The sequence below is a fragment of the Haemophilus parainfluenzae T3T1 genome, from assembly GCF_000210895.1.
Classification (GTDB): domain Bacteria; phylum Pseudomonadota; class Gammaproteobacteria; order Enterobacterales; family Pasteurellaceae; genus Haemophilus_D; species Haemophilus_D parainfluenzae_A.
In genome coordinates this window covers 449062-471851 of record NC_015964.1, presented here as the reverse complement: position 1 = coordinate 471851, position 22790 = coordinate 449062, and the positions used below count along the sequence as shown (strand labels likewise).

Genomic DNA, 22790 nt, shown 5'->3' with positions numbered 1-22790 from the left:
TAACCGCACTTTGAAATCATTTATAAATTAAAGATAGTAGTGTTCTACGTAGTTTAATTTATCGTCAAGTTTTAACACTAGCGGTTGACCAGTTGGGATTTCAAAATCCATGATTTCCGCATCAGAAATACCGATGATGTGTTTTGCTAATGCACGAAGTGAGTTACCGTGCGCAACCACTAAAACACGTTTACCAGAAAGCATTGCTGGAGCAATTTGATCTTCCCAGAATGGTAATGCACGTTCTAAGGTTAATTTTAAGTTTTCTGCGTTTGGTACAACATCAGATGGGATGTTTGCATAACGACGGTCGTTATGTGCAGAATTTGGATCTTTCGGATCTAAATCTGGAGGAGAAATGTCATAAGAACGACGCCAGATATGAACTTGTTCGTCACCGTATTGTTCTGCGGTTGCTTTTTTATCTAAGCCTTGTAATGCACCGTAGTGACGCTCATTTAAACGCCAATTTTTCACTTGAGGAATCCATAATTGGTGAGATTCTTCTAACACGATGTTACAGGTTTTGATTGCACGAGTTAAAACAGAAGTGAAGGCGATATCGAACTCATAGCCTTTCTCGAACAATTTTTTACCCGCTGCTTTTGCTTCTTCAACACCGCGCTCAGTTAAATTCACATCACGCCAACCGGTGAATAAATTTTTTGCGTTCCACTCACTGAAACCGTGACGAATGAATACTAATTCCATAAGGATCTCCTAAGTATTAATAAAAAAATGAATGGCTCTGTTATAGCAAAAAATCGTTATGTTTAAAAGTAAAAAGGCGGTATTTACTGATCTTTCGCAAAAAATCGCCTGTAAACTTTTAGCCACTCAAAAATAATGCTAGTATTTAAGCTTTATTCGCCCCTTAATTTCTCTCAAGTTTAGATGTATGCAGCAAAGCAATTGTAGAAAAAAAATCTTATCAAAACTGACCGCACTTTTGGCTTGTGGTCTGCTTGGCTTTTCATCTTTCGCGCAAGGCAACGACCTCACTCAAATTCAAAAACAAATTAAACAACAAGAATCGAAGATCGCCGAGCAAAAACGCGCACAAGCTAAACTCCAAGCCAGTCTTAAAGATCAAGAAAGCAAAATTAATAGCGTTGTCGGTGAATTACGTGAAACAGAATTAAGCTTAAAAGAAATTCGCAAGCAAATGGCGGAAACCGAAAAGCAAATCAAGCAATTAGAAAAGCAAGAACGTGTACAAAAAGCGAAGCTCGCAAAGCAAGTAGATGCCATCTATCGCTCAGGTGTCAATCCTTCTACCTTGGAAAGAATGCTTTCGGAAGATGCGAAAAAAGCGGAACGCATGAAAGTGTATTATCAGCACTTAAATCAAATTCGCATTGATATGATTAACAATCTGAAAGCGACACAAGATAATTTAGCGAAACAACGCGAAGCGATTTCAGGGCAACAAAAAAATCATCGCGATCAGCTTTCTACGCAAAAGAAACAGCAGCAAGAATTACAAAAAGCGCAACAAGAACGCCAATCTACGTTAAATGAACTCAACAAAAACTTAACCAAAGATCAGAACAAGCTGGAAACGTTGAAAGCGAACGAAAATGCCCTTCGCCAAGAAATTCAACGTGCAGAACAAGCCGCTCGCCAACAAGAACAACGTGAGCGTGAAGCCCTTGCTCAGAAAAAACAAGAGGAAGAAAAACGGACCTCAAAACCTTATCAACCAACCGATCAAGAGCGTAAGTTGATTAATAGCACCAGTGGTTTAGGTACGGCAGCTCGTCAATACAGTCGTCCAGTTTCCGGTCCAACATTGCATTCCTTTGGCTCAATCCAAGCAGGCGAAGTGCGCTGGAAAGGTATGGTTATCGGCGCACCAACGGGTACAGCGGTAAAAGCCATTGCAAGTGGTCGTGTTATTCTCGCCGGCCATCTTAATGGTTATGGTTATATGGTGATTGTGAAGCACGGCGACAGCGACTTGAGTCTGTATGGTTTCAACCAAGCGGTATTTGTGAAACAAGGTCAGCTGGTGTCTGCAGGACAAACCATTGCACAAGTGGGGAATACAGGTGAACTCTCTAAACCAGCGCTTTACTTTGGTATCAGCCGTAAAGGAGTGCCTGTAAATCCGGCTGGGTGGATTAAATAATGGCAAGGTTCTTTCAACGTGCGGTCAAAAATACGATTATTTTTTCAATCACACTTTTCTCTGCATTGACTTTTGCACAAGGTAAGCTAGCCATTGTGATTGATGATATTGGCTATCATCCGAAAGAAGATGCGGAAATTTTGGCTATGCCAAAAGAAATCTCTGTCGCCATCATTCCTGCTGCGCCCTATGCCAAAATTCGCAATCAGCAAGCGAAAGCGCAGAATCACGATATTCTTATTCATATGCCAATGCAGCCTGTCAGCAATATTAAAATTGAGGAAGGTGGTTTGACTTTAGGGTTATCTGAAGCGCAAGTGAATGAGCGAGTGAAAAAGGCCAAATCTATTGTGCCAAACGCAATCGGAATGAATAATCATATGGGCAGTGCAGCCACAGCCGATACCACATTAATGACTTATTTAATGTCCGCACTTCGCGAGCAACATTTATTCTTTTTAGATAGCCGTACTATCGGAAAATCAGTCGCGGGAAAAATAGCAAAAGAGCAAGGTGTACGCGTATTAGATCGCCATATCTTTTTAGATGATAGTGATAATTTAGTGGATGTACAACGCCAATTTCAGAATGCCATTCAATATGCACGTAAACATGGCACAGCCATTGCTATTGGGCACCCTCGTCCAAATACCGTAGCCGTATTAAAATCAGGAATCAAAAATTTACCCGATGATATTCAATTAGTCGGCATGGGAAGCTTGTGGAGAAATGAAAAAATCTTGCCACCTAAACCATTTATCTTAATTTTTAATGATATTCCTGCGCCAACTTCAGTTGCGCCGTTTGAGCCAATCCCTTTATTGAGAGGCGTGCCGAGGTAATAATATATAGAAGAAGTGTTGATATATTGTTATATGTAAACTTAAAGAAATTTACGTAAATTTACAAAAAATTTACCTTAAATGTTGATAAAAGAGATAAGAATATGACATTTCAAGGTTGCAACGTTATTTTCCTTTTGCTAGAACTCGCCCAGAAAGGCTTTTATTAGCCTTTTGTATACAAAAGGTGCTATAACACAAGCGTGTAATAGCATAAGTCTATTGGCTAACCAATTTTATAAGGTTACATACATTATGAAAAACAACAAATTCATTAAATTTAGTTTAACAGTAGCGTGTGCAGCAGTATTAGCTGCATGTGGTTCTAGCGGTGGTAGCAACAACGCTGCAGCTGAAGAAGCAGCTAAACAACAAGCAGCAGAAAAAGCAGCAGAAAAAGCAGCAGCTGCAGAAGCATTAGTTGCAAAAACAAAAGATGTAGGTGCTAAATTTGTTAAGAAAACTCAATCTAACTTAAACGTTGGTGAAGGTGTAGAAACTAACAGCAAATCTTCTGTTTCTCCAACTAACATGACAGTTGAATTACACCCAAGCTTAGATACTATCGTTGTTGCGATTCCATTACAGGGTGATGCAAAACAAGCTTATTTAGAAGATTTTGATTTCCGTGGTAATGAAGCTAACACATCTGGTGAGCACGTTTTAAAACACATCTACATGAATGGTACTACAAAAGATACAACTCGTGGTCGTGTAGATGGTGAATCAGCAACTAAAACAGCGTCTATGGGTGAAAAGGATGTAGATGGTAAAGCATTTGTTTACGAAGAAGGTCGTTTAAACTATACTCGTACAGAGGGTAAAAACGTAGCTGATACTGACCACGCAGCTCGTACTAATGCAGCGCTAGCTAAGTCTGTTGCAGAAGTATATGGTCACAGAACTTTCGTTAAGGGTGAGTCTGAGACAGCAAACCCAGCAAATGATGAGCTTAACTTAGCGAATGCGCCATTCACAGCAAAAAAAGATGCTAATGATAAATATTATACTGCAGGTTCTAAATTGGACTATGTTCAATACGGTCGTGTAACCTCTAAATTACACGCAGTAAAAGAAGCTGATCTTAAAGATGGTAAAGATGTTGCTCAATACGGTACTAAAGTAGCTAGCTATGGTCTGTATGGTCAAGACGGTACAGAAGATAACTACTTCTACCGTGGTGTAAACAACACTCCATACAGCGCAACTTTAGCAAGCGATCTTAAAAATATTTACTTCGCTCCTGAAGCACCAGCGGGTAAATTACACTATCAAGGTCACGCAGTTACTTATAACCTAGATAAAGATTACAAAATTGATGCAGGTCTTCCAAACGCTTTAGGTGCTGAATACAAATTAATTAGTGGTACTCACGTTGCAGCTGACATTGATTTAGCAAGCAAAAATGTAACTGGTAACCTATACAACGTATGGGAAGAAACTAATACTCAACAACAAGTTAAACCGCATAATGTTGAGTTAGCTAACTTCAATGGTACATTAGCAAATAACGGTAGCATCTCTGGTAGTGCAACTAAACACGATGGTGCTCAAGGTGTGTTAAAAGCTAGCTTATACGGTGCACAAGCACAAGAGTTAGGTGGTGTGATTTCAAGTAATGACACTGCGAACAACTGGGGTGCATCATTCGGTGCTAAAGTGCAAAATACTCCATATCAAGCACCAGCTGTAGTTACTCCACCTACAGTTCCAGCTTGGGGTGAAAGTACAAACCAAAATAACAGAAAATAATTTTTTCAGTTATATTTTAAACCTAGACAGCCCATTTACATGGGCTGTTTTTTTCTATCGTTGAGGAAATATGAAAAAATCAACATTATTACTGACACTTGCAAGTATTGCATTACCGACTTATGCTCAAACTTCTCCCGCTCCCGTACAGGAAAGAGATCCATTGCAAAATGAAGCGAGCATGCCAAATATTAATCAACAAAATCTAAAAGAAGACTTGCTGAGAAAACAGCGTTTGTCTGAGCAAAATGCGATGGCGCAAGAAAATCAAGCTAATGGTAATAGTGTTGCCAGATTTACAGGAAAGCAATTAGCTGAAAATCCAGCCCTGTTAGAACGTTTATTTTTAGAGGCGCTAGTGAATCCAAACAAAGCGGTTCTACCTGTTTATATCCAAATTTATGAATCTGTTCCTAATGCTGATCTTTCTTTAATTGATTGGGGAAAAGCGATTCTTGAAAGAGAAGAGGATTTGAATAAATCCGTTGCTTCATACCGTAAACTTATTTCTGATTTCCCTGAAAATAATTTTATCCGCTATCAACTTGCTGAAACCTTGTTCTATAATCAAGAATACGAAGCAGCAAAAACACAGTTTGAAAGACTTCGTGCTTCAACTCAAAACTCTCAAGATGTTGCAGTATTTGATAAATTTATTGAAGTCATTGATAGCAAAGAAAACTGGAATTTCTCTTTTTCAACAACTTTCTTAAATGATAAAAACTTAGCAAACTCTGCGAAATAAGGGACTAAGATGGCTGTTGGTAGTGGCGAGGTAACCTATAATACCCCTCGTCAAACAGGTCAAGGTCTTGGTTTGTCTGTTGGTGCGGATAAACGTTGGAGTTTATCTAACGGAAAATACGTTGCTTTTGATAGCAGTATGAGTTCCAGATATTACTGGGATAATAAAAAATATAATGATTTAATCGGACATATTGGCTTAGGGTATGGTTATTCTGATGCTCGTTTTAATGTGCAAGTGACACCATATATCAGCAAACGTTGGTATGGTGGTGGTCTAAATGGCGGAGATAGTTTAAAGCAGTATACCGATACTTATGGTGCAAGTTTATCTATGGGGTATTGGTTAAGCCAAAACTTTAAGTATTCTGCGCTTTATAATTTTGGTTATGAACGCTACAAAAAAGAAATCGATAAACGAAATTATAATGGTGCCGTTCATTCTTTAACGAATTCATTGATGTTTATTCCTAGCTCAACTCAATTCTGGTCAGTTTCATTAGATTTGACAAAGAAATATGCAGCGGATAGATCGAATGCTTATAATCGTATTGGTACGCGTTTAACTTGGGGACAAGAGTGGCCACTTGGTATTACAACCAGTACAACACTTGGGTACGCCAAACGTCATTACCTTGCTCAATCATTTAGTAGTGTAAAACAACATAATAATGAATATGGTGCTTCTGTTTCCCTTTGGCATAAACAATTCCACTATGCTGGTTTTACACCAAAAGTAACTTGGTCGTATAGTAAAACGAAAAGTAATATGGCGATTTATTCATACGATAAAAACCAAGTCTTTATCGAAGTCGGTAAAAGTTTCTAAATGTAAAAAAGTTGGATTTCAAAGGAATCCAACTTTTTTATTATCGACAATATTGGAAATAATTTATTTCTGCTCTCTCTCCCACAAATCAGCATACTTCACAAAGGTGGAGTGGGCCGAAAGTACCGCCAGCAGGAAACCTTGTTTTCCATCTAAGAAACCGGCTTTTAAAATGTACATTTTGACAAAGCACCCGATGGCATGACTGACACCTTGCCATAAGGTCGCTTTTTTACCTTTGGCTTGGCGTTGATCTGCCCAGGCTTTGGCGTAGCCCGCAGATTTCACCAAATAGTGATGAATGCTTTTATAGGTAAAATGCTCCAGATCTCCAGTTAATTTCTGTACTTTCGTGTTTTCAGGATAAACCACTTTTTCATGTACCAGAGAATCATTATATCCTGCATAATTTGTGCGATATAAACGCACTACATAATCAGGATACCAACCTGAATGGCGAATTTCGCGCCCAAACACTTCACTCACCCGAGGAATATCATAAACCGTATTTGGTGCATCTTGTTGAATCGCTTGTTGAATAGATTCACGCAGTTTCGGTGTGACACGTTCATCGGCATCTAGCCACAAAACATAATCACTGGTGACATATTGTTGTGTACGTTGGCGTTGTTTGCCAAAACCTGGCCAATCAGGATGCGAATAAAATTTTGCACCATATTGTTCCGCAATTTCTTGCGTGTTATCAGTACTGCCTGAATCGACAATAATGATTTCATCTACCCAATCTTTTACCGTATCAAGACATTGAGCAAGATCTGCCGCTTCATTTTTGACAATCATGGCAACGCTAATTGTTGGCATATTTTGATCCTTTTTTTGTTATACTAGCCGAAACTTTTGTAAGTATAACCGAATTTATTTTATGTGGCGTTTTTTTTATACCGGCCTGATGTATCTGATTCAGCCTTTTGTGCTGTTCTTCATGCTGCTACGAAGTCTCAAGGCTCCTAATTATCGCAAGCGTTTAGGCGAGCGATATGGTATTTATGCGAATCTTGTTAAGCCTGCAGAAGATGGGATCGTCATTCATGCTGCATCGGTAGGGGAAGTGATTGCCGCTACACCGCTAGTAAAACGTATTCAGAAGGAATACCCGAATTTACCGATCACGTTTACAACGGTCACGCCAACAGGCTCTGAACGCGTAAAAGCTGCGTTCGGGGAAACTGTGACGCATTGTTATTTGCCTTATGATTTACCTTGTGTCATCAATCGTTTTATTGATTTTATTCAACCTAAAGTATTCATTGTCATTGAAACGGAACTTTGGCCAAATTTGATTGATTGTTTGGCTCGTCGAAATATTCCTTTCATTGTGGCGAATGCACGCCTTTCTGCGCGTTCAGCCAGACGCTATGGCAAAGTCAAACAACACTTGCAGTATATGCTTTCTCAAATCAGCTTGATTGCGCCACAAGATAGCATCAGCGGAAAACGTTATTTAGAGTTAGGTTATGAGAAAGATCGTCTGCAATTAACCGGCAATATTAAATATGATCTTGTGGTCAGTGATGAATTACTCAAAGACATTGCAACACTTCATGAGAGCTGGGCGAAAGATCGTCAGATTTGGATTGCCGCGAGTACGCACGAAGGGGAAGAAGAACTCATTTTACAAGCGCATCATTTGTTACTGAAAAAACATCCAAACTTGCTGTTATTGCTAGTGCCTCGTCATCCTGAACGTTTTAATCCTGTGGCGGATTTAATTGAAAAAGCCAACTTTAACTTTATTCGTCGTTCAACAGGTGAGATTCCTTCAGAAAATACTCAAGTGATTCTGGGTGATACCATGGGCGAGTTGATGTTGATGTATGGTATTTCAGATATTGCGTTTGTTGGCGGAAGTTTGGTCAAACATGGGGGACATAATCCTTTAGAGCCTTTGGCATTTAAATTACCCGTTGTGAGTGGAAAGCATACCTTCAATTTCCCTGAAGTTTTTACTTCGCTCTTAGAAGTGCAAGGTGTGTTGCAAATCAACTCAACAGAAAAAGCATTGTCAGAGATTATTGATAAGTTATTGAATTCGAAAGGGGCGCGTCAACGTTTAGGCAATGCAGGTTACGAGGTATTAATCGAAAATCGTGGCGCATTACAGCGTCTTTTAGATTTGCTTCATCCTTATTTAACCCATATTTCGGAGAACAATAAATGACAAGCGTAATTTACCCTGGCACGTTTGACCCGATTACCAACGGGCATTTAGATATCATTGCGCGAAGTGCGGTCATTTTTCCGAAAGTTTTTGTCGCGGTTGCGAATAGTCCGAGCAAAAAGCCATTGTTCTCATTGGAAGAACGCGTTGAGCTGGTGCGTCAATCGGTCGCTCATTTGCCCAATGTGGAAGTATTTGGCTTCTCTGATTTACTCGCAAATGAAATCAAAGCGAAAAAAATTACCGCCATTATCCGTGGCGTGCGCACAACGACGGACTTCGAATATGAATTACAGCTGGCAGCGTTAAACCGTTTATTAACCGATGGTGTGGATAGTTTGTTCTTCCCTCCAACAGAAAAATGGGCGTTTGTATCTTCCACGATTGTACGAGAAATTTATTTGCATCATGGCGATGTGAAAGAATTGGTGCCGGAAGCTGTCTATTTAGCCTTAAAAGCACGTCGTGAATGAAAAAAACACTTCTGATTTTAACCGCACTTTTAGCGTTAACTGGTTGTGGTACGGTGGTGAAATTAATCGATCCATCAGAAAAATACACACCTTATGCTGGTGCGGCTTATGATTTAGAGATGGCACAAAAATGGGGCTTACCTATTTTAGATTTGCCACTGTCATTTTTATTAGATACCGCATTATTGCCTTATGCGTGGTCAAATTAATTTGAATTAAGATATGAAACTCAATTCTCAACAACAACAGGCTGTCGAATATGTCAGTGGGCCTTGCTTGGTGCTGGCTGGTGCTGGCTCGGGCAAAACTCGCGTGATCATCAATAAGATTGCTCATTTGATTGAACACTGTGGTTATTTGCCTAAACAGATTGCTGCCGTGACCTTTACCAACAAAGCCGCGCGTGAAATGAAAGAGCGTGTAGCCCATTCCATTGGTAAAGAAAAATCCAAAGGATTGATTGTTTCCACTTTCCATACCTTAGGTTTCGACATTATCAAACGGGAATATAAAGCTTTAGGCTTTAAATCCAATGTGACCTTGTTTGATGAGCACGATCAACTTGCCTTACTAAAAGAACTGACGGCGGATGTGCTACAGGAAGATAAAGACTTACTGCGTGAATTAATCTCAGTTATTTCCAACTGGAAGAATGATTTGGTTTCACCAAAACAGGCTTATGCTTTAGCGAAAGATGCAAAATATCAGACCTTTGCAAAATGTTATGAGCGTTATGCAGCGCAAATTCGTGCTTACAATGCGTTGGATTTTGATGATTTAATTATGTTGCCAACCTTGCTTTTCAAACAGAACGAAGAAGTGCGGTCAAAATGGCAGGAGAAAATCCGCTATTTATTGGTGGATGAATATCAAGATACCAATACTAGCCAATATGAACTCATCAAATTACTCGTTGGAGAGAGGGCTTGTTTTACCGTAGTAGGCGATGATGACCAATCCATTTATTCTTGGCGAGGTGCTCGTCCACAAAATATGGTGCGCTTGCGTGATGATTTTCCGCGTTTGCAAGTCATTAAATTAGAACAAAATTATCGTTCTACTCATCGTATTTTGCATTGTGCCAACATTTTGATTGATAACAACGAGCACGTGTTCGATAAAAAGCTTTTTTCCAACTTGGGCGAAGGTGAAAAACTGCAAGTGATTGAGGCGAAAAATGAGGAGCATGAAGCCGAACGGATTGTGGCGGAATTAATCGCTCATCGTTTTAGCCGTAAAACCAAATTCAAGGATTATGCCATTTTATATCGCGGTAATCATCAATCGCGTCTATTAGAAAAAGTGCTGATGCAAAACCGCATTCCGTACAAAATTTCTGGCGGAACATCTTTTTTCTCCCGTGCTGAAATTAAGGACATGATGGCCTACTTGCGTTTGTTGGTGAATCAAGATGATGATGCAGCCTTTTTGCGTATCGTGAATACACCAAAACGGGAAATTGGTACAGCAACTCTACAAAAATTAGGCGAGTTGGCACAGGAAAAACATATCAGCTTATTTGAGGCGATTTTTGAGTTTGAACTGATGCAACGAGTCACGCCAAAAGCCTATGATGCGTTGCAAAAATTTGGTCGTTGGATTGTGGAGTTGAACGATCAAAGTTTACGTTCCGATCCTGAAACCGCTGTGCGTTCTTTACTTTCTTCCTTGCATTACGAAGAATATTTGTATGAATATGCCACCAGCCCGAAAGCTGCCGAAATGCAAAGTAAAAACGTGGCAACCTTATTTAGCTGGGTAGAGGATATGCTCAAAGGCGATGAAGTGAATGAGCCAATGAATTTAAATCAAGTGGTTACCCGTTTAACCTTACGCGACATGATGGAACGTGGTGAAGACGATGACGAGAGTGATCAAGTTCAATTAATGACATTGCACGCCTCCAAAGGCTTAGAGTTTCCCCATGTGTATTTAATTGGTATGGAAGAGGGGATTTTGCCTCATCAGACTAGTATCGATGAAGATAATGTAGAGGAAGAGCGCCGTCTAGCCTATGTGGGCATTACTCGAGCACAACAAACGCTGACTTTTTCTCTTTGTCGTGAAAGACGTCAGTTTGGCGAGTTAATTCGCCCAGAGCCGAGTCGTTTCTTGGCTGAATTACCACAAGATGATGTGCAATGGGAAAAAGATAAGCCAAAATTGACGGTAGAGCAGAAGCAACAACAAACATCGAGTCAGCTTGATCGTCTGCGGGCAATTTTAAAAGGCTAGAGATGATTAAAATTAAAGTGCGGTGGGAAATTTATTTGTTTTTTCAACCGCACTTTATTTATGCAAAATGTAGATAAATCAAGCAACCAAAACGGCTTTTACAAAAAATGATTTGACTTATTTTCAAAAAAACGTATTATACCGCCCACAAACCGATTGTGGTGAGATGGCCGAGTAGGCTGAAGGCGCTCCCCTGCTAAGGGAGTATGGGGTCAAAAACTCCATCGAGGGTTCGAATCCCTCTCTCACCGCCATTTGTTTTTAGTTTTATTATTCTGCACCCGTAGCTCAGCTGGATAGAGTACTCGGCTACGAACCGAGCGGTCAGAGGTTCGAATCCTCTCGGGTGCGCCATTTTGAATCGACTCTATCAGTTAAAATGGTCACGAAGAATAAAACATCACTACGCACCCGTAGCTCAGCTGGATAGAGTACTCGGCTACGAACCGAGCGGTCAAAGGTTCGAATCCTTTCGGGTGCGCCATCTTCTCTCTTCAAACTTTTCTTTTTATCAAAAACAGTTAACGCTTTATTTAGTTATTTTTCTCGATCATCAATGGTTTTTAATAAATAATTTCCTTGTATGTCTGTGATACTTCTAAAACCAACATTCGTGATTTTATAAGGGAAATTTGTCTTGTATTCGACGTTATCGTGGTGATGACCATGGAAAACGTGTCTTACCCCTAATTTTTCAGCAAGTTGATTAATCACACGAAATCCCATTGGATGAGGCTTTGGCGCTTCATGGCAAATTAAAATATCAGCTTGCTCGTTTTCAATGGCTTCGATATCAGAGGGGAAAATAGACGTGCGATGACGCAATGGTACACCGCCACGCCAAATTTTTTCTTGCGGGCTATATTGGCAATAGTGGATAGGATCAAAGTACATTGGCTTATTTGGTGGCATCCAGATTTGTCCACGGAATACACCACCTAAGCCGGCAATGCGTTGTCCTTGAATTTCAACAACACGATTATGCAAGTTACGCGATTTCCAATGTGTCCCCCAAATCGCCTCAAATGCGGCGACGGTTTTGCTATCATGGTTGCCGTGAATAAACCAAATATCACAATATTGTGCGAGTTTATCTAATTCATCAGGCGAAGAAAGCTGCAAGTCGCCCAAAATAATGAGAGCAACGTTGTCATTTTCTTGCACGAAAGGATAAAGATGTTCATAACTTCCGTGCGGATCGCCTGCGAATAAAATCATGTTATCTCTCGGTGGTCAATGTGCGTTTAGTATGCTGTAAACCTTCAAGTTCTTCATCATTTAACACTTTTTCCACAACAGATTTCACTTGGTTATAACGGTCTAGATAACTTGGTGATTCAATTTCAATGTAAGGCACTTTGTATTTATCTAACAATTTCTTCAATAACTGTTGGAATTGTTGACGTTGTTTTTGGCTGCCTAGACTACGTAAGCCATCATCCACCCATTTTGTATTGTTTTTCAATAAAATAGTCACATCAAATGGGTATTCTTTGATCATAGAATCCAAGAATGGATGGGCTTTGCCTTCGTATTGAATACAAAAAGCTTGCGTGGTAATGAAGTCAGTATCAATAATTGCTACCTTATGGGCGTGACGTACTGCATAATCAATATAGCGTTGATGACCTAATGCCATTTGTGGATAGTCAGAATATTGCATGGCTTGCTCATCGCCACCTAATTTTTCGAAGACATATTCCCGACCATATTCCCATGCAGAAGTAGTATTAAATACGGCAGCCAGTTTGCTAACTAACACACTTTTACCGCTGCTTTCACCACCCAAAATGGCGATAGTTTTTGCAAAGAACGGACGGACTTCTTTCGGAATGAATTTCCAATATTGGAAAGGTGTAGTACGAATTTTCGTTGCGGATACATTAAAGAAAGAGCGGTCAGGATCCACTAAAGAAACTTCGAGTCCTAAGTATTTTTCATATGGCGCTTTATCTTGTGGCTCACTACTAAATACCATTGTCGGGGTAAATTGTTTTTCTTCAAATAGATTTTTTACCGCGTCACTCCAAGCTTGCCAGCCATTTGGATAACTTGGAATGCCATCTTCAATTAAGTGATGAATGAAAATTTGATTTTTTTGATATTTAAAGATTTGTTGCATCCAGCGAAGGCGATCTTGTACTGTCGGCATACGTTTCATTTTACTATCATAGAACAGCTTTAAATCGCGTTCGGTATCGCTACAGACAATCACGTGAAGTTCATCCACTTTACTGAATGCTTCATAAATCATATTAATATGGCCGGTGTGAACAGGGTAGAATTTCCCAAAAATCACACCCACTTTTTTATCGTGTTTGTTCGACATAATGTATCCTTCGCTAAATGACCACTGCGAGGTGGCTGAATAGTCCTATTTTATGCAATCTTTGTGCAAATAAAAACATTTTTCATTGAATGATTTTTTACCGTGACATTTTGCGTTATACTACAGCCTGCATTCTCAGGGCAGGGTGAAATTCCCTACCGGTGGTAACAGCCCACGAGCACTTAAAAGTGCGGTCAATTTTGATTGTGTTTTACAAAATTGTTTCGCTTTGTCCTTTTAAGGTTAGCAGATTTGGTGAAATTCCAAAGCCGACAGTATAGTCTGGATGAAAGAGAATAAAACGGATTGGGTTCCCAATTCCGTTCTATTTATTTGCATTTCTCAGCCCTGATTCTGGTTAATTTTAACGTAACAACAAAGGAAATTACGATGAATCAGTCAATTTTATCTGCATTTGGTGCGACCGGTGAAGAACGGGTGATTAACGCATTGAACGCATTCAAACAAGGTAATGGCGTATTAGTATTGGATGATGAAGATCGCGAAAATGAAGGCGATTTAATTTTCCCTGCAGAAACGATTACGCCAGAACAAATGGCAAAACTTATTCGTTATGGTAGTGGTATCGTGTGTTTATGTATCACCGATGAACAATGCAAACAGCTTGATTTGCCACCGATGGTTGAGCATAACAATAGCGTGAATAAAACCGCGTTTACTGTGACGATTGAAGCGGCAGAAGGTGTGTCAACAGGTGTATCGGCACAAGATCGTGTTACCACAATCAAAGCGGCAATTGCAGATCAGGCGAAACCGACAGATCTTCACCGTCCAGGACATGTTTTCCCATTACGTGCGGCAGAAGGTGGTGTTTTAACTCGTCGCGGTCATACTGAAGCCTCAGTTGATTTAGCACGTTTAAGTGGCTTTAAACCAGCGGGTGTGATTTGTGAAATTACGAATGATGATGGCACTATGGCTCGCGCACCAGAAATTATCGAATTTGCGAAAAAATTTGGTTATGTGGTATTAACAATTGAAGACTTAGTGGCATATCGTCAAAAACATCATTGCTAATTAAATTCTCAGAAAACAAAAGTGCGGTCAGAAAATCTGTTAAATTCTGACCGCACTTTACATTTTATAGATTTAATTGGTTTCCACAAAGCTTAATGCCGTTTCAACCACTTCAATGCCCGCGCCTTGTTTAAAGGCATTTTCACTTAGATAGCGTCGCCATTGTCTTGCCCCTTTGCAGTTTTGAAATGCACCGAGCATATGTCGAACGATATGATTTAAATAAACGCCTTGGCTCAGTTGTTTTTCAATATAAGGGAACATGGCTTCCACCGCTTGTTTTGGTGTGACGATATCCGCATTGGCATCAAAAAGCATTTGATCAATATAGCCCAACAACGATGGATTTTGATAAGCCTCACGCCCAACCATCACGCCATCCACAAATTGTAAATGATATTTCATTTCTTCGATGGTTTTAATGCCGCCATTAATAGCAATGGTTAACTGTGGAAAATCTTTCTTTAATTGATAAACACGATCATAATCCAAAGGGGGAATCTCGCGATTCTCTTTTGGACTTAATCCTGAAAGCCAGGCTTTTCGTGCATGAACAATAAATTCTTGGCAGCCATCATGATGAACTTTTTCGATAAAATCGCAGAGAAATTCATAGCTATCCAAATCATCAATGCCGATACGCGTTTTCACGGTCACAGGAATATTCACGACACGTTGCATTTCTGCAATACATTCAGCTACTAAATCTGCTTTTGCCATCAAACACGCACCAAACATGCCATTTTGCACGCGATCGGAAGGACAGCCCACATTCAGATTAATTTCATGATAGCCTCTTTCTTCGGCTAATTTTGCACAATGTTTTAGCTGTGCGGGGTCGCTTCCGCCAAGTTGTAAGGCAACCGGGTTTTCTTGCAAATCAAAATCTAAATGATCGTATTTCGCATGAATAATGGCGGGAGCTGTGACCATTTCAGTATAAAGCAACGCATTTTTACTAAATTGACGATGAAAATAGCGACAATGGCGTGTCGTCCAATCTAGCATTGGCGCAACGGAAAAGCGGCCACGATAAAAGTGCGGTTGGTTTTCTGACATTTTTTATTTCTCTTGAATCTCGTTACGGCGCAGATCTTCTGCTTGTTGTTCCTGCATTCGTTGACGGAAACGTCCAGCCGCAAAGTGGTAAAAAGGTTTCGGACTAAATTGGCGCGAAATTATGGAGGCAATGATACTGGAAATCAAGAGCCAAATCAGCACAGGTTGAGCACCTGTCATTTCCATTACCACTACGCTGGCTGTCACGGGCGATTGTGTGCCACCTGCTAAAAAGGCTGCCATACATAAAATGACTAAGAAACGTTGATCGACCATGCCGTTGCTGATTTCCCATAACATGGTGCCGATACCCGCGCCAGTAGTGAGAGATGGCGTAAAAATTCCGCCCGCGATACCATTCCAATACGTCGTAACTGTTGCGAAGAGTTTTAGTATCCCCACTTCAGGCGAAACAAGTTGTCCTTCCAATGCTCTTGCGACCACATTATAACCAGTTCCATAAGTTTGCCCTTCGCTGTAGGTTCCCATCGCTGCAAGTACTAAACCGAGTAATAAGGCAACGTAAATGGGGTGTTTGCGGATCCAATCACGCCATTTGAGTGGAGAGAGTCCTGCTAATCCTTTTGCAAGGAGTCGCCCAAATATACCGCCCAGTACGCCACAAACTACGCCACAAATAGCAAGCCAAAGATATAAATAGGGAATAGCTGTTGCACCTTTATAGGCTGGAAAGTAAGGGCTATTGCCTTGAATCGCTACTAAAATAAAACCGGCTGCTAATACACCAAGTAATACGCGGCGTTCCCAGCGTAACATCACGCCGCGACCAAGTTCTTCAATGGCAAAAATTACGCCAGCTAAAGGCGCATTAAAGGCAGCTGCAAGACCACCTGCTGCACCGGTTGCGATAAGTTCATTTGTACTCAAACCACGAAAAGCAAAGTTATATTTACGACAGAAATTTCCCCAAGCGAGCATGACTGCCGCACCCACTTGAACAGATGGGCCTTCACGTCCAACAGATGCACCGATAACCATTGCAAAGAAAGTAAGTGGAATTTTCCAAATAGTTTGGCGAAATTTAACCAGTTTTGTTTTATAGCCATTGTAAGGAAGATTAATGGAGGCAATCACTTGTGGAATACCGCTGCCGCCAACATAAGGTGTGTATTTGGCGGTAAACCAGGTGAGAAAAGCAAGACCAAGCGGTAAAACAATCCAAACGGCGAGAGGGTATTTGGCAGACCAATAGGCATTAAATTCAAGTCCGATATCGGCTAGCTTGGCAAATCCAAAGGAAAAGAGAGCAACAAATGTCGCACCAATCAGTAAACATACGAATTCGAGTGTTTTATGAGAGATACGATGCGTTTGTCGAAGTTTTTTGTGATAGAAATAACGTAAATGAAAAATGAATGAACGTAACATAATGATTGCCAACAAAATAATTCTGCTTGAAATTATAAAACCCTAGTTTCAGGCAGGCAATTGATTTGGAAAAGAGAGGTAAAACTAAATGAATTAAATATCTTGAAGATAATGTATGAAATGTAAAGATGGGATGGAATAAATTATTTTAAAATCATATAATTGTAGAAGATCTCTTAAGCTAAGTCAGAATGCACTACACTTAGATCAATAATTATAAGGATTCTATTATGAAAAAAATACTATTTATCTCTATGTTTAGCTGTTTCCTAACTTGTACTGAAGTACAAGCATCTATAGCAAATTCCACCAGTTCGAGTAGTCAATTTAATCAAATTTCTACTAATTTAAGTAATGAAGAATTTGGCAAACATATTCTCAAAAAAGTTTATCCGAGAGCTGTATACGATAAATGGAGTAAATCTTGGGAAGATGATAGTTTTTTTATTGATTATGATTTAAAAGATATTCAAACCAGTGAAGGAGAAAAGCGTTATGTTGCGCTGAATTATGGAACTGCAGGGTATAATGAGGAACTTTATTTATACATTTTCAAAAAGTCATTAGATGAATGGGTTTTAGAAAATCAGGAATATATGAATTCAGAAAACTTTGATCAACAACCATTATTTAAAAATAAAAATATAGAGTTTCTTGGTAAGGCTGCGGTCGTTAAGCTAGGAAAGGATACACTGGGTTTTCAATTAAACAGCCGTGATGGTGGGAGTGGTGGTGAGAAAGGTGATATTAGTTGGGTTTATCTAGTAGATAATAAAATGAAAATGGTGGCTGGGTGTCATTATGAAGAGTGGCGTTTTGGACCTCTCGGCATTGAATGCGAGCCTAAAATTAATTCAAGCCTAAAGCCAACAGAGGCATTTTATCCGATCGAATTGAATTATAAGCTTGTGAAATATAAGCTTAATGATAAGGCTAAAAATGGATCAGAAGAATGGGATATAAAGAGCATAGGTAACAAGAAAGGTAAGGTAGTAATTTTATTTAATCCACAAACTCAAACTTATGAACTACCAGCAGGCTTTGAAAAAATTAGTACGAATGCGGAACAACTATGGAAGTACTTTAATAAAATAACAGACTCTAAGCAAAAGCAAGTGGATTAATTTTTAATCCTCAAGCCTTAACGATATCTAATGAAGGAGGCTGTTAAGCGCAAAGAATGCGATGCTTGACATTTTTCCATGAACTCTTTAAAATTCAGCGTCTATTTCTTCCGTCTATTGGATGGAGAGATAGATTTTGTAACAAACATTCTATTATGAATAACATTTAAACTGGAGCTTTTTTAATGGCAACTATCAACCAGCTAGTACGCAAACCGCGTGTGAAAAAGGTTGTAAAAAGTAACGTTCCTGCATTAGAGGCTTGCCCGCAGAAACGTGGTGTGTGCACTCGTGTATACACAACTACACCTAAAAAACCGAACTCAGCATTACGTAAAGTATGTCGTATTCGTTTAACTAATGGCTTTGAAGTAACTTCTTACATCGGCGGCGAAGGTCACAACCTTCAAGAGCACAGTGTTGTGCTTATCCGTGGTGGTCGTGTTAAAGACTTACCAGGTGTTCGTTACCACACTGTACGCGGCGCATTAGACTGTGCAGGCGTTAAAGATCGTAAACAAGGTCGTTCTAAATACGGCGTTAAACGTCCTAAAGCTTAATGGAACTCCGTTAAGTAAGGCCAAACGTCTAAATTAGTAAAAATTTAAATCAGAAACTCCAGTATCACATTAGCTCACTTTAAAGTGCGGTTAATTTTTATAGAGTTTTGGATATCCTGAAGATTAAATATACGGAGAAATTCGCAATGCCACGTCGTCGTAGTGTTGAACCACGCAAGATTCTTCCAGATCCGAAGTTCGGTTCAGAGTTACTTGCAAAATTTATTAATGTATTAATGGTAGACGGTAAAAAATCCGTTGCTGAAACCATCGTTTACGGTGCGTTAGACAAACTTGCAGAACGCACAGGTAAAGAACCTTTAGAAGCATTTGAAATTGCACTTGAAAACGTTCGCCCAACTGTTGAGGTTAAATCTCGTCGTGTTGGTGGTTCTACTTACCAAGTGCCAGTTGAAGTACGTCCAGTTCGTCGTAATGCATTAGGTATGCGTTGGATCGTTGAAGCTGCACGTAAACGCGGTGATAAATCAATGGCTTTACGTCTTGCAAATGAATTATCTGATGCATCAGATAACAAAGGCGCAGCTGTGAAAAAACGTGAAGACGTTCACCGCATGGCTGAAGCTAACAAAGCATTTGCTCACTTCCGTTGGTAATACGCTTTTAAAATTTAAGGGCTTCATCCTCGATGAAGCCTTACCCTTATATAAACAGATATTAAACTTAACAAGGTTATAATAATGGCTCGTACAACCCCTATTGAAAGATATCGTAATATCGGTATTAGTGCGCACATTGATGCTGGTAAAACTACTACCACTGAACGTATCTTATTCTACACTGGTGTAAGTCACAAAATTGGTGAAGTACACGATGGTGCAGCAACAATGGACTGGATGGAACAAGAACAAGAGCGTGGTATTACCATTACCTCTGCGGCAACTACCGCATTCTGGTCTGGTATGTCACAACAGTTCCCACAACACCGTATCAACGTTATCGATACCCCAGGACACGTAGACTTTACTGTTGAAGTAGAACGTTCTATGCGTGTTCTTGATGGTGCGGTAATGGTTTACTGTGCGGTTGGTGGTGTTCAACCTCAGTCTGAAACTGTATGGCGTCAAGCTAACAAATATCAAGTTCCACGTATCGCGTTCGTAAACAAAATGGACCGTACTGGTGCTAACTTCTTACGTGTTGTTGAACAACTTAAAACTCGTTTAGGTGCTAACGCTGTTCCTCTTCAACTTCCAATTGGTGCAGAAGAAAGCTTCACCGGTGTTGTTGATTTGATCAAAATGAAAGCGATCAACTGGAACGAAGCTGACCAAGGTATGACCTTCACTTATGAAGATATTCCAGCAGATATGCAAGCAGCGTGTGAAGAATGGCGTCAAAACCTTGTTGATGCAGCAGCTGAAGCAACTGAAGAATTAATGGAAAAATATCTTGGTGGTGAAGAGTTAAGCGAAGAAGAAATCAAAGCAGGTCTTCGTCAACGCGTATTAGCAAACGAAATCATCTTGGTAACTTGTGGTTCTGCATTCAAAAACAAAGGTGTTCAAGCAATGCTTGATGCAGTTGTTGAGTACTTACCAGCACCAACTGATATTCCAGCAATCAAAGGTATCAACCCAGATGAAACTGAAGGTGAACGTCACGCAAGCGATGATGAGCCGTTCTCTTCATTAGCATTCAAAATTGCAACTGACCCATTCGTAGGTAACTTAACCTTCTTCCGTGTGTACTCAGGTGTAATTAACTCTGGTGATACAGTATTAAACTCTGTACGTCAAAAACGTGAACGTTTTGGTCGTATCGTACAGATGCACGCTAACAAACGTGAAGAAATCAAAGAAGTTCGTGCGGGCGATATCGCTGCAGCAATCGGCTTAAAAGATGTAACAACGGGTGATACATTATGTGCTATCGACGCACCAATCATCCTTGAGCGTATGGAATTCCCAGAGCCAGTAATCTCTGTAGCAGTAGAACCTAAAACTAAAGCTGACCAAGAAAAAATGGGTCTTGCATTAGGTCGTCTTGCTCAAGAAGACCCTTCATTCCGTGTACACACTGATGAAGAATCTGGCGAAACCATTATTTCTGGTATGGGTGAGTTACACTTAGACATCATCGTTGACCGTATGAAACGTGAGTTTAAAGTGGAAGCTAACATCGGTAAACCACAAGTATCTTACCGTGAAACTATCCGCACTCGTGTTAACGATGTGGAAGGTAAACACGCAAAACAATCTGGTGGTCGCGGTCAATATGGTCACGTTGTTATTGACTTATACCCATTAGATCCAGAAGGTCCTGGTTACGAATTTGTAAACGAAATCAAAGGTGGTGTAATCCCTGGTGAATACATTCCTGCAGTTGATAAAGGTATCCAAGAACAGCTTAAATCTGGTCCATTAGCGGGTTATCCGGTAGTAGATATTGGTGTACGTTTACACTTCGGTTCATACCATGATGTTGACTCATCAGAATTAGCGTTTAAATTAGCGGCCTCTTTAGCATTTAAAGCAGCGTTCGCTAAAGCAAACCCAGTTCTACTTGAGCCAATCATGAAAGTTGAAGTAGAAACTCCACCTGAGTATGTGGGTGATGTAATCGGTGACTTAAGCCGTCGTCGTGCTATGGTTAACGGTCAAGAAGCGAACGAATTCGTTGTTAAAATCGATGCAGAAGTTCCACTTTCTGAAATGTTCGGTTATGCAACAGACTTACGTTCACAAACTCAAGGTCGTGCATCATACTCAATGGAACCGTTAAAATATGCTGAAGCGCCAACAAGTGTTGCTGCTGCAGTAATTGAAGCGCGTAAAAAATAATTTTTTGTAACAATCCGCTCTATAAGTCGAATGGCTTATAGAGCATTTTCTAGGAAACTAAACAAATGTCTAAAGAAAAATTTGAACGTACAAAACCGCACGTAAACGTGGGTACAATCGGCCACGTTGACCACGGTAAAACAACTTTAACAGCAGCAATCACAACCGTATTAGCAAAACACTACGGTGGTGCAGCTCGTGCATTCGACCAAATCGATAACGCGCCAGAAGAAAAAGCGCGTGGTATCACCATCAACACTTCACACGTTGAATACGATACTCCAACTCGTCACTATGCACACGTTGACTGCCCAGGACACGCGGACTATGTTAAAAACATGATTACCGGTGCGGCGCAAATGGACGGTGCTATCTTAGTAGTAGCAGCGACAGATGGTCCAATGCCACAAACTCGTGAGCACATCTTATTAGGTCGCCAAGTAGGTGTACCTTACATCATCGTATTCTTAAACAAATGCGACATGGTAGATGACGAAGAGTTATTAGAATTAGTAGAAATGGAAGTTCGTGAACTTCTTTCTCAATATGACTTCCCAGGTGACGATACTCCAATCGTACGTGGTTCTGCATTACAAGCATTAAACGGCGTTGCAGAATGGGAAGAAAAAATCCTTGAGTTAGCAAACCACTTAGATACTTACATTCCAGAGCCAGAGCGTGCAATTGACCAACCGTTCCTTCTTCCAATCGAAGACGTGTTCTCAATTTCAGGTCGTGGTACAGTAGTAACAGGTCGTGTTGAGCGTGGTATCATTCGTACTGGTGATGAAGTTGAAATCGTTGGTATCAAACCAACAGCGAAAACAACAGTAACTGGTGTTGAAATGTTCCGTAAATTACTTGACGAAGGTCGTGCAGGTGAAAACATCGGTGCATTATTACGTGGTACCAAACGTGAAGAAATCGAACGTGGTCAAGTATTAGCGAAACCAGGTTCAATCACTCCACACACTGATTTCGAATCAGAAGTTTACGTATTATCAAAAGATGAAGGTGGTCGTCACACTCCATTCTTCAAAGGTTACCGTCCACAGTTCTATTTCCGTACAACTGACGTAACTGGTACAATCGAGTTACCAGAAGGCGTGGAAATGGTAATGCCTGGTGATAACATCAAAATGACAGTAAGCTTAATCCACCCAATCGCGATGGACCAAGGTTTACGTTTCGCAATCCGTGAAGGTGGCCGTACAGTAGGTGCAGGCGTTGTTGCGAAAATCATCAAATAATTGATGTATTAACTGTAACAAGTTAGATTAAGAAGGCGTATCGAAAGATATG

21 protein-coding genes, 3 tRNA genes and 1 riboswitch are annotated in these 22790 nt (G+C 40.2%); of the genes, 18 read left to right on the top strand and 6 right to left on the bottom strand.

The genetic code is table 11. The features are described 5' to 3' along the window. Positions 1-27: 27 nt before the first annotated feature. Entirely contained in the window at positions 28-711 is a 684-nt protein-coding gene (locus tag PARA_RS02395; protein ID WP_005694847.1) for a 2,3-diphosphoglycerate-dependent phosphoglycerate mutase, read from the bottom strand. A gap of 187 nt (positions 712-898) precedes the next feature. Here PARA_RS02395 and envC point away from each other — a divergent pair, with 187 nt between their 5' ends. From envC to PARA_RS02370, 5 genes are all read left to right on the top strand, one after another. Further along, a complete protein-coding gene (gene envC, locus PARA_RS02390; RefSeq protein WP_014064375.1) occupies positions 899-2131 on the top strand; it encodes a murein hydrolase activator EnvC in 1233 nt (410 codons plus the stop codon). Beyond that, positions 2131-2973 (top strand): divergent polysaccharide deacetylase family protein, encoded by an 843-nt coding sequence (locus PARA_RS02385; protein WP_014064374.1) that lies wholly within the window; start codon positions 2131-2133, stop codon positions 2971-2973. Before envC ends, PARA_RS02385 begins: the two co-directional genes overlap by 1 nt. A gap of 255 nt (positions 2974-3228) precedes the next feature. Further along, entirely contained in the window at positions 3229-4725 is a 1497-nt protein-coding gene (locus PARA_RS02380; protein ID WP_014064373.1) for a transferrin-binding protein-like solute binding protein, read from the top strand. A gap of 70 nt (positions 4726-4795) precedes the next feature. Then, positions 4796-5470, top strand: a complete 675-nt coding sequence (locus PARA_RS02375; RefSeq protein ID WP_041918203.1) for a hypothetical protein — start codon at positions 4796-4798, stop codon at positions 5468-5470. Between the two features lie 9 nt (positions 5471-5479). After that, positions 5480-6298 carry a surface lipoprotein assembly modifier gene (locus tag PARA_RS02370; protein ID WP_041918202.1) on the top strand — a complete coding sequence of 273 codons (819 nt, stop codon included), beginning with the start codon at positions 5480-5482 and terminating at the stop codon, positions 6296-6298. Between the two features lie 63 nt (positions 6299-6361). On the opposite strand, the gene PARA_RS02365 is transcribed toward PARA_RS02370, so the two are convergent. Beyond that, positions 6362-7120, bottom strand: a complete 759-nt coding sequence (locus tag PARA_RS02365) for a glycosyltransferase family 2 protein (protein WP_014064372.1) — start codon at positions 7118-7120, stop codon at positions 6362-6364. Positions 7121-7181: 61 nt separating this feature from the next. Here PARA_RS02365 and waaA point away from each other — a divergent pair, with 61 nt between their 5' ends. The 7 genes from waaA to PARA_RS02330 all read left to right on the top strand — a co-directional run bounded on the left by waaA (position 7182) and on the right by PARA_RS02330 (position 11669). Beyond that, positions 7182-8477 carry a lipid IV(A) 3-deoxy-D-manno-octulosonic acid transferase gene (gene waaA / locus PARA_RS02360; protein ID WP_014064371.1) on the top strand — a complete coding sequence of 432 codons (1296 nt, stop codon included), beginning with the start codon at positions 7182-7184 and terminating at the stop codon, positions 8475-8477. Further along, on the top strand, positions 8474-8950 hold the full coding sequence (coaD, locus tag PARA_RS02355; RefSeq protein WP_014064370.1) for a pantetheine-phosphate adenylyltransferase: 477 nt from the start codon (positions 8474-8476) through the stop codon (positions 8948-8950). Before waaA ends, coaD begins: the two co-directional genes overlap by 4 nt. Next, positions 8947-9159, top strand: a complete 213-nt coding sequence (locus PARA_RS02350; RefSeq protein ID WP_005694824.1) for a lipoprotein — start codon at positions 8947-8949, stop codon at positions 9157-9159. Before coaD ends, PARA_RS02350 begins: the two co-directional genes overlap by 4 nt. Positions 9160-9172: 13 nt before the next feature. Further along, positions 9173-11185: a DNA helicase Rep gene (gene rep, locus PARA_RS02345; protein WP_014064369.1), complete on the top strand. Its 2013-nt coding sequence runs from the start codon at positions 9173-9175 to the stop codon at positions 11183-11185. A gap of 160 nt (positions 11186-11345) precedes the next feature. Then, positions 11346-11439 (top strand) — tRNA-Ser (locus PARA_RS02340). Between the two features lie 23 nt (positions 11440-11462). Next, positions 11463-11539, top strand: a tRNA-Arg gene (locus PARA_RS02335). Positions 11540-11592: 53 nt separating this feature from the next. After that, positions 11593-11669 (top strand) — tRNA-Arg (locus PARA_RS02330). 53 nt (positions 11670-11722) lie between these two features. Here the strand turns inward: PARA_RS02330 and PARA_RS02325 are convergent. Further along, positions 11723-12403, bottom strand: a complete 681-nt coding sequence (locus PARA_RS02325) for a metallophosphoesterase family protein (protein WP_014064367.1) — start codon at positions 12401-12403, stop codon at positions 11723-11725. A 1-nt stretch (position 12404) separates the two neighbouring features. Further along, on the bottom strand, positions 12405-13514 hold the full coding sequence (nadR, locus tag PARA_RS02320; protein WP_014064366.1) for a multifunctional transcriptional regulator/nicotinamide-nucleotide adenylyltransferase/ribosylnicotinamide kinase NadR: 1110 nt from the start codon (positions 13512-13514) through the stop codon (positions 12405-12407). A 127-nt stretch (positions 13515-13641) separates the two neighbouring features. Next, positions 13642-13816, top strand: a riboswitch (FMN riboswitch). A gap of 88 nt (positions 13817-13904) precedes the next feature. Here nadR and ribB point away from each other — a divergent pair. Further along, complete coding sequence (gene ribB, locus PARA_RS02315) at positions 13905-14552, top strand: 3,4-dihydroxy-2-butanone-4-phosphate synthase (RefSeq protein WP_014064365.1); 648 nt, start codon at positions 13905-13907, stop codon at positions 14550-14552. A gap of 72 nt (positions 14553-14624) precedes the next feature. On the opposite strand, the gene dusA is transcribed toward ribB, so the two are convergent. Then, positions 14625-15611 (bottom strand): tRNA dihydrouridine(20/20a) synthase DusA, encoded by a 987-nt coding sequence (gene dusA / locus PARA_RS02310; RefSeq protein ID WP_014064364.1) that lies wholly within the window; start codon positions 15609-15611, stop codon positions 14625-14627. A gap of 3 nt (positions 15612-15614) precedes the next feature. Continuing rightward, the gene (locus tag PARA_RS02305; RefSeq protein ID WP_041918201.1) at positions 15615-17000 is read right to left on the bottom strand and encodes a chloride channel protein; all 1386 of its coding nucleotides are present in this window, start codon (positions 16998-17000) and stop codon (positions 15615-15617) included. A gap of 230 nt (positions 17001-17230) precedes the next feature. Between PARA_RS02305 and PARA_RS02300 the strand changes: the two genes are divergently transcribed. The 5 genes from PARA_RS02300 to tuf all read left to right on the top strand — a co-directional run bounded on the left by PARA_RS02300 (position 17231) and on the right by tuf (position 22738). Next, entirely contained in the window at positions 17231-18124 is an 894-nt protein-coding gene (locus tag PARA_RS02300; protein ID WP_014064362.1) for a hypothetical protein, read from the top strand. A gap of 185 nt (positions 18125-18309) precedes the next feature. Continuing rightward, complete coding sequence (gene rpsL / locus PARA_RS02295) at positions 18310-18684, top strand: 30S ribosomal protein S12 (protein ID WP_005543325.1); 375 nt, start codon at positions 18310-18312, stop codon at positions 18682-18684. A gap of 146 nt (positions 18685-18830) precedes the next feature. After that, positions 18831-19301 (top strand): 30S ribosomal protein S7, encoded by a 471-nt coding sequence (gene rpsG, locus PARA_RS02290; RefSeq protein ID WP_005699184.1) that lies wholly within the window; start codon positions 18831-18833, stop codon positions 19299-19301. Positions 19302-19385: 84 nt separating this feature from the next. Then, positions 19386-21488 carry an elongation factor G gene (gene fusA, locus PARA_RS02285; RefSeq protein ID WP_014064361.1) on the top strand — a complete coding sequence of 701 codons (2103 nt, stop codon included), beginning with the start codon at positions 19386-19388 and terminating at the stop codon, positions 21486-21488. A gap of 65 nt (positions 21489-21553) precedes the next feature. After that, a complete protein-coding gene (tuf, locus tag PARA_RS02280) occupies positions 21554-22738 on the top strand; it encodes an elongation factor Tu (protein WP_005635637.1) in 1185 nt (394 codons plus the stop codon). Positions 22739-22790 lie beyond the last annotated feature (52 nt).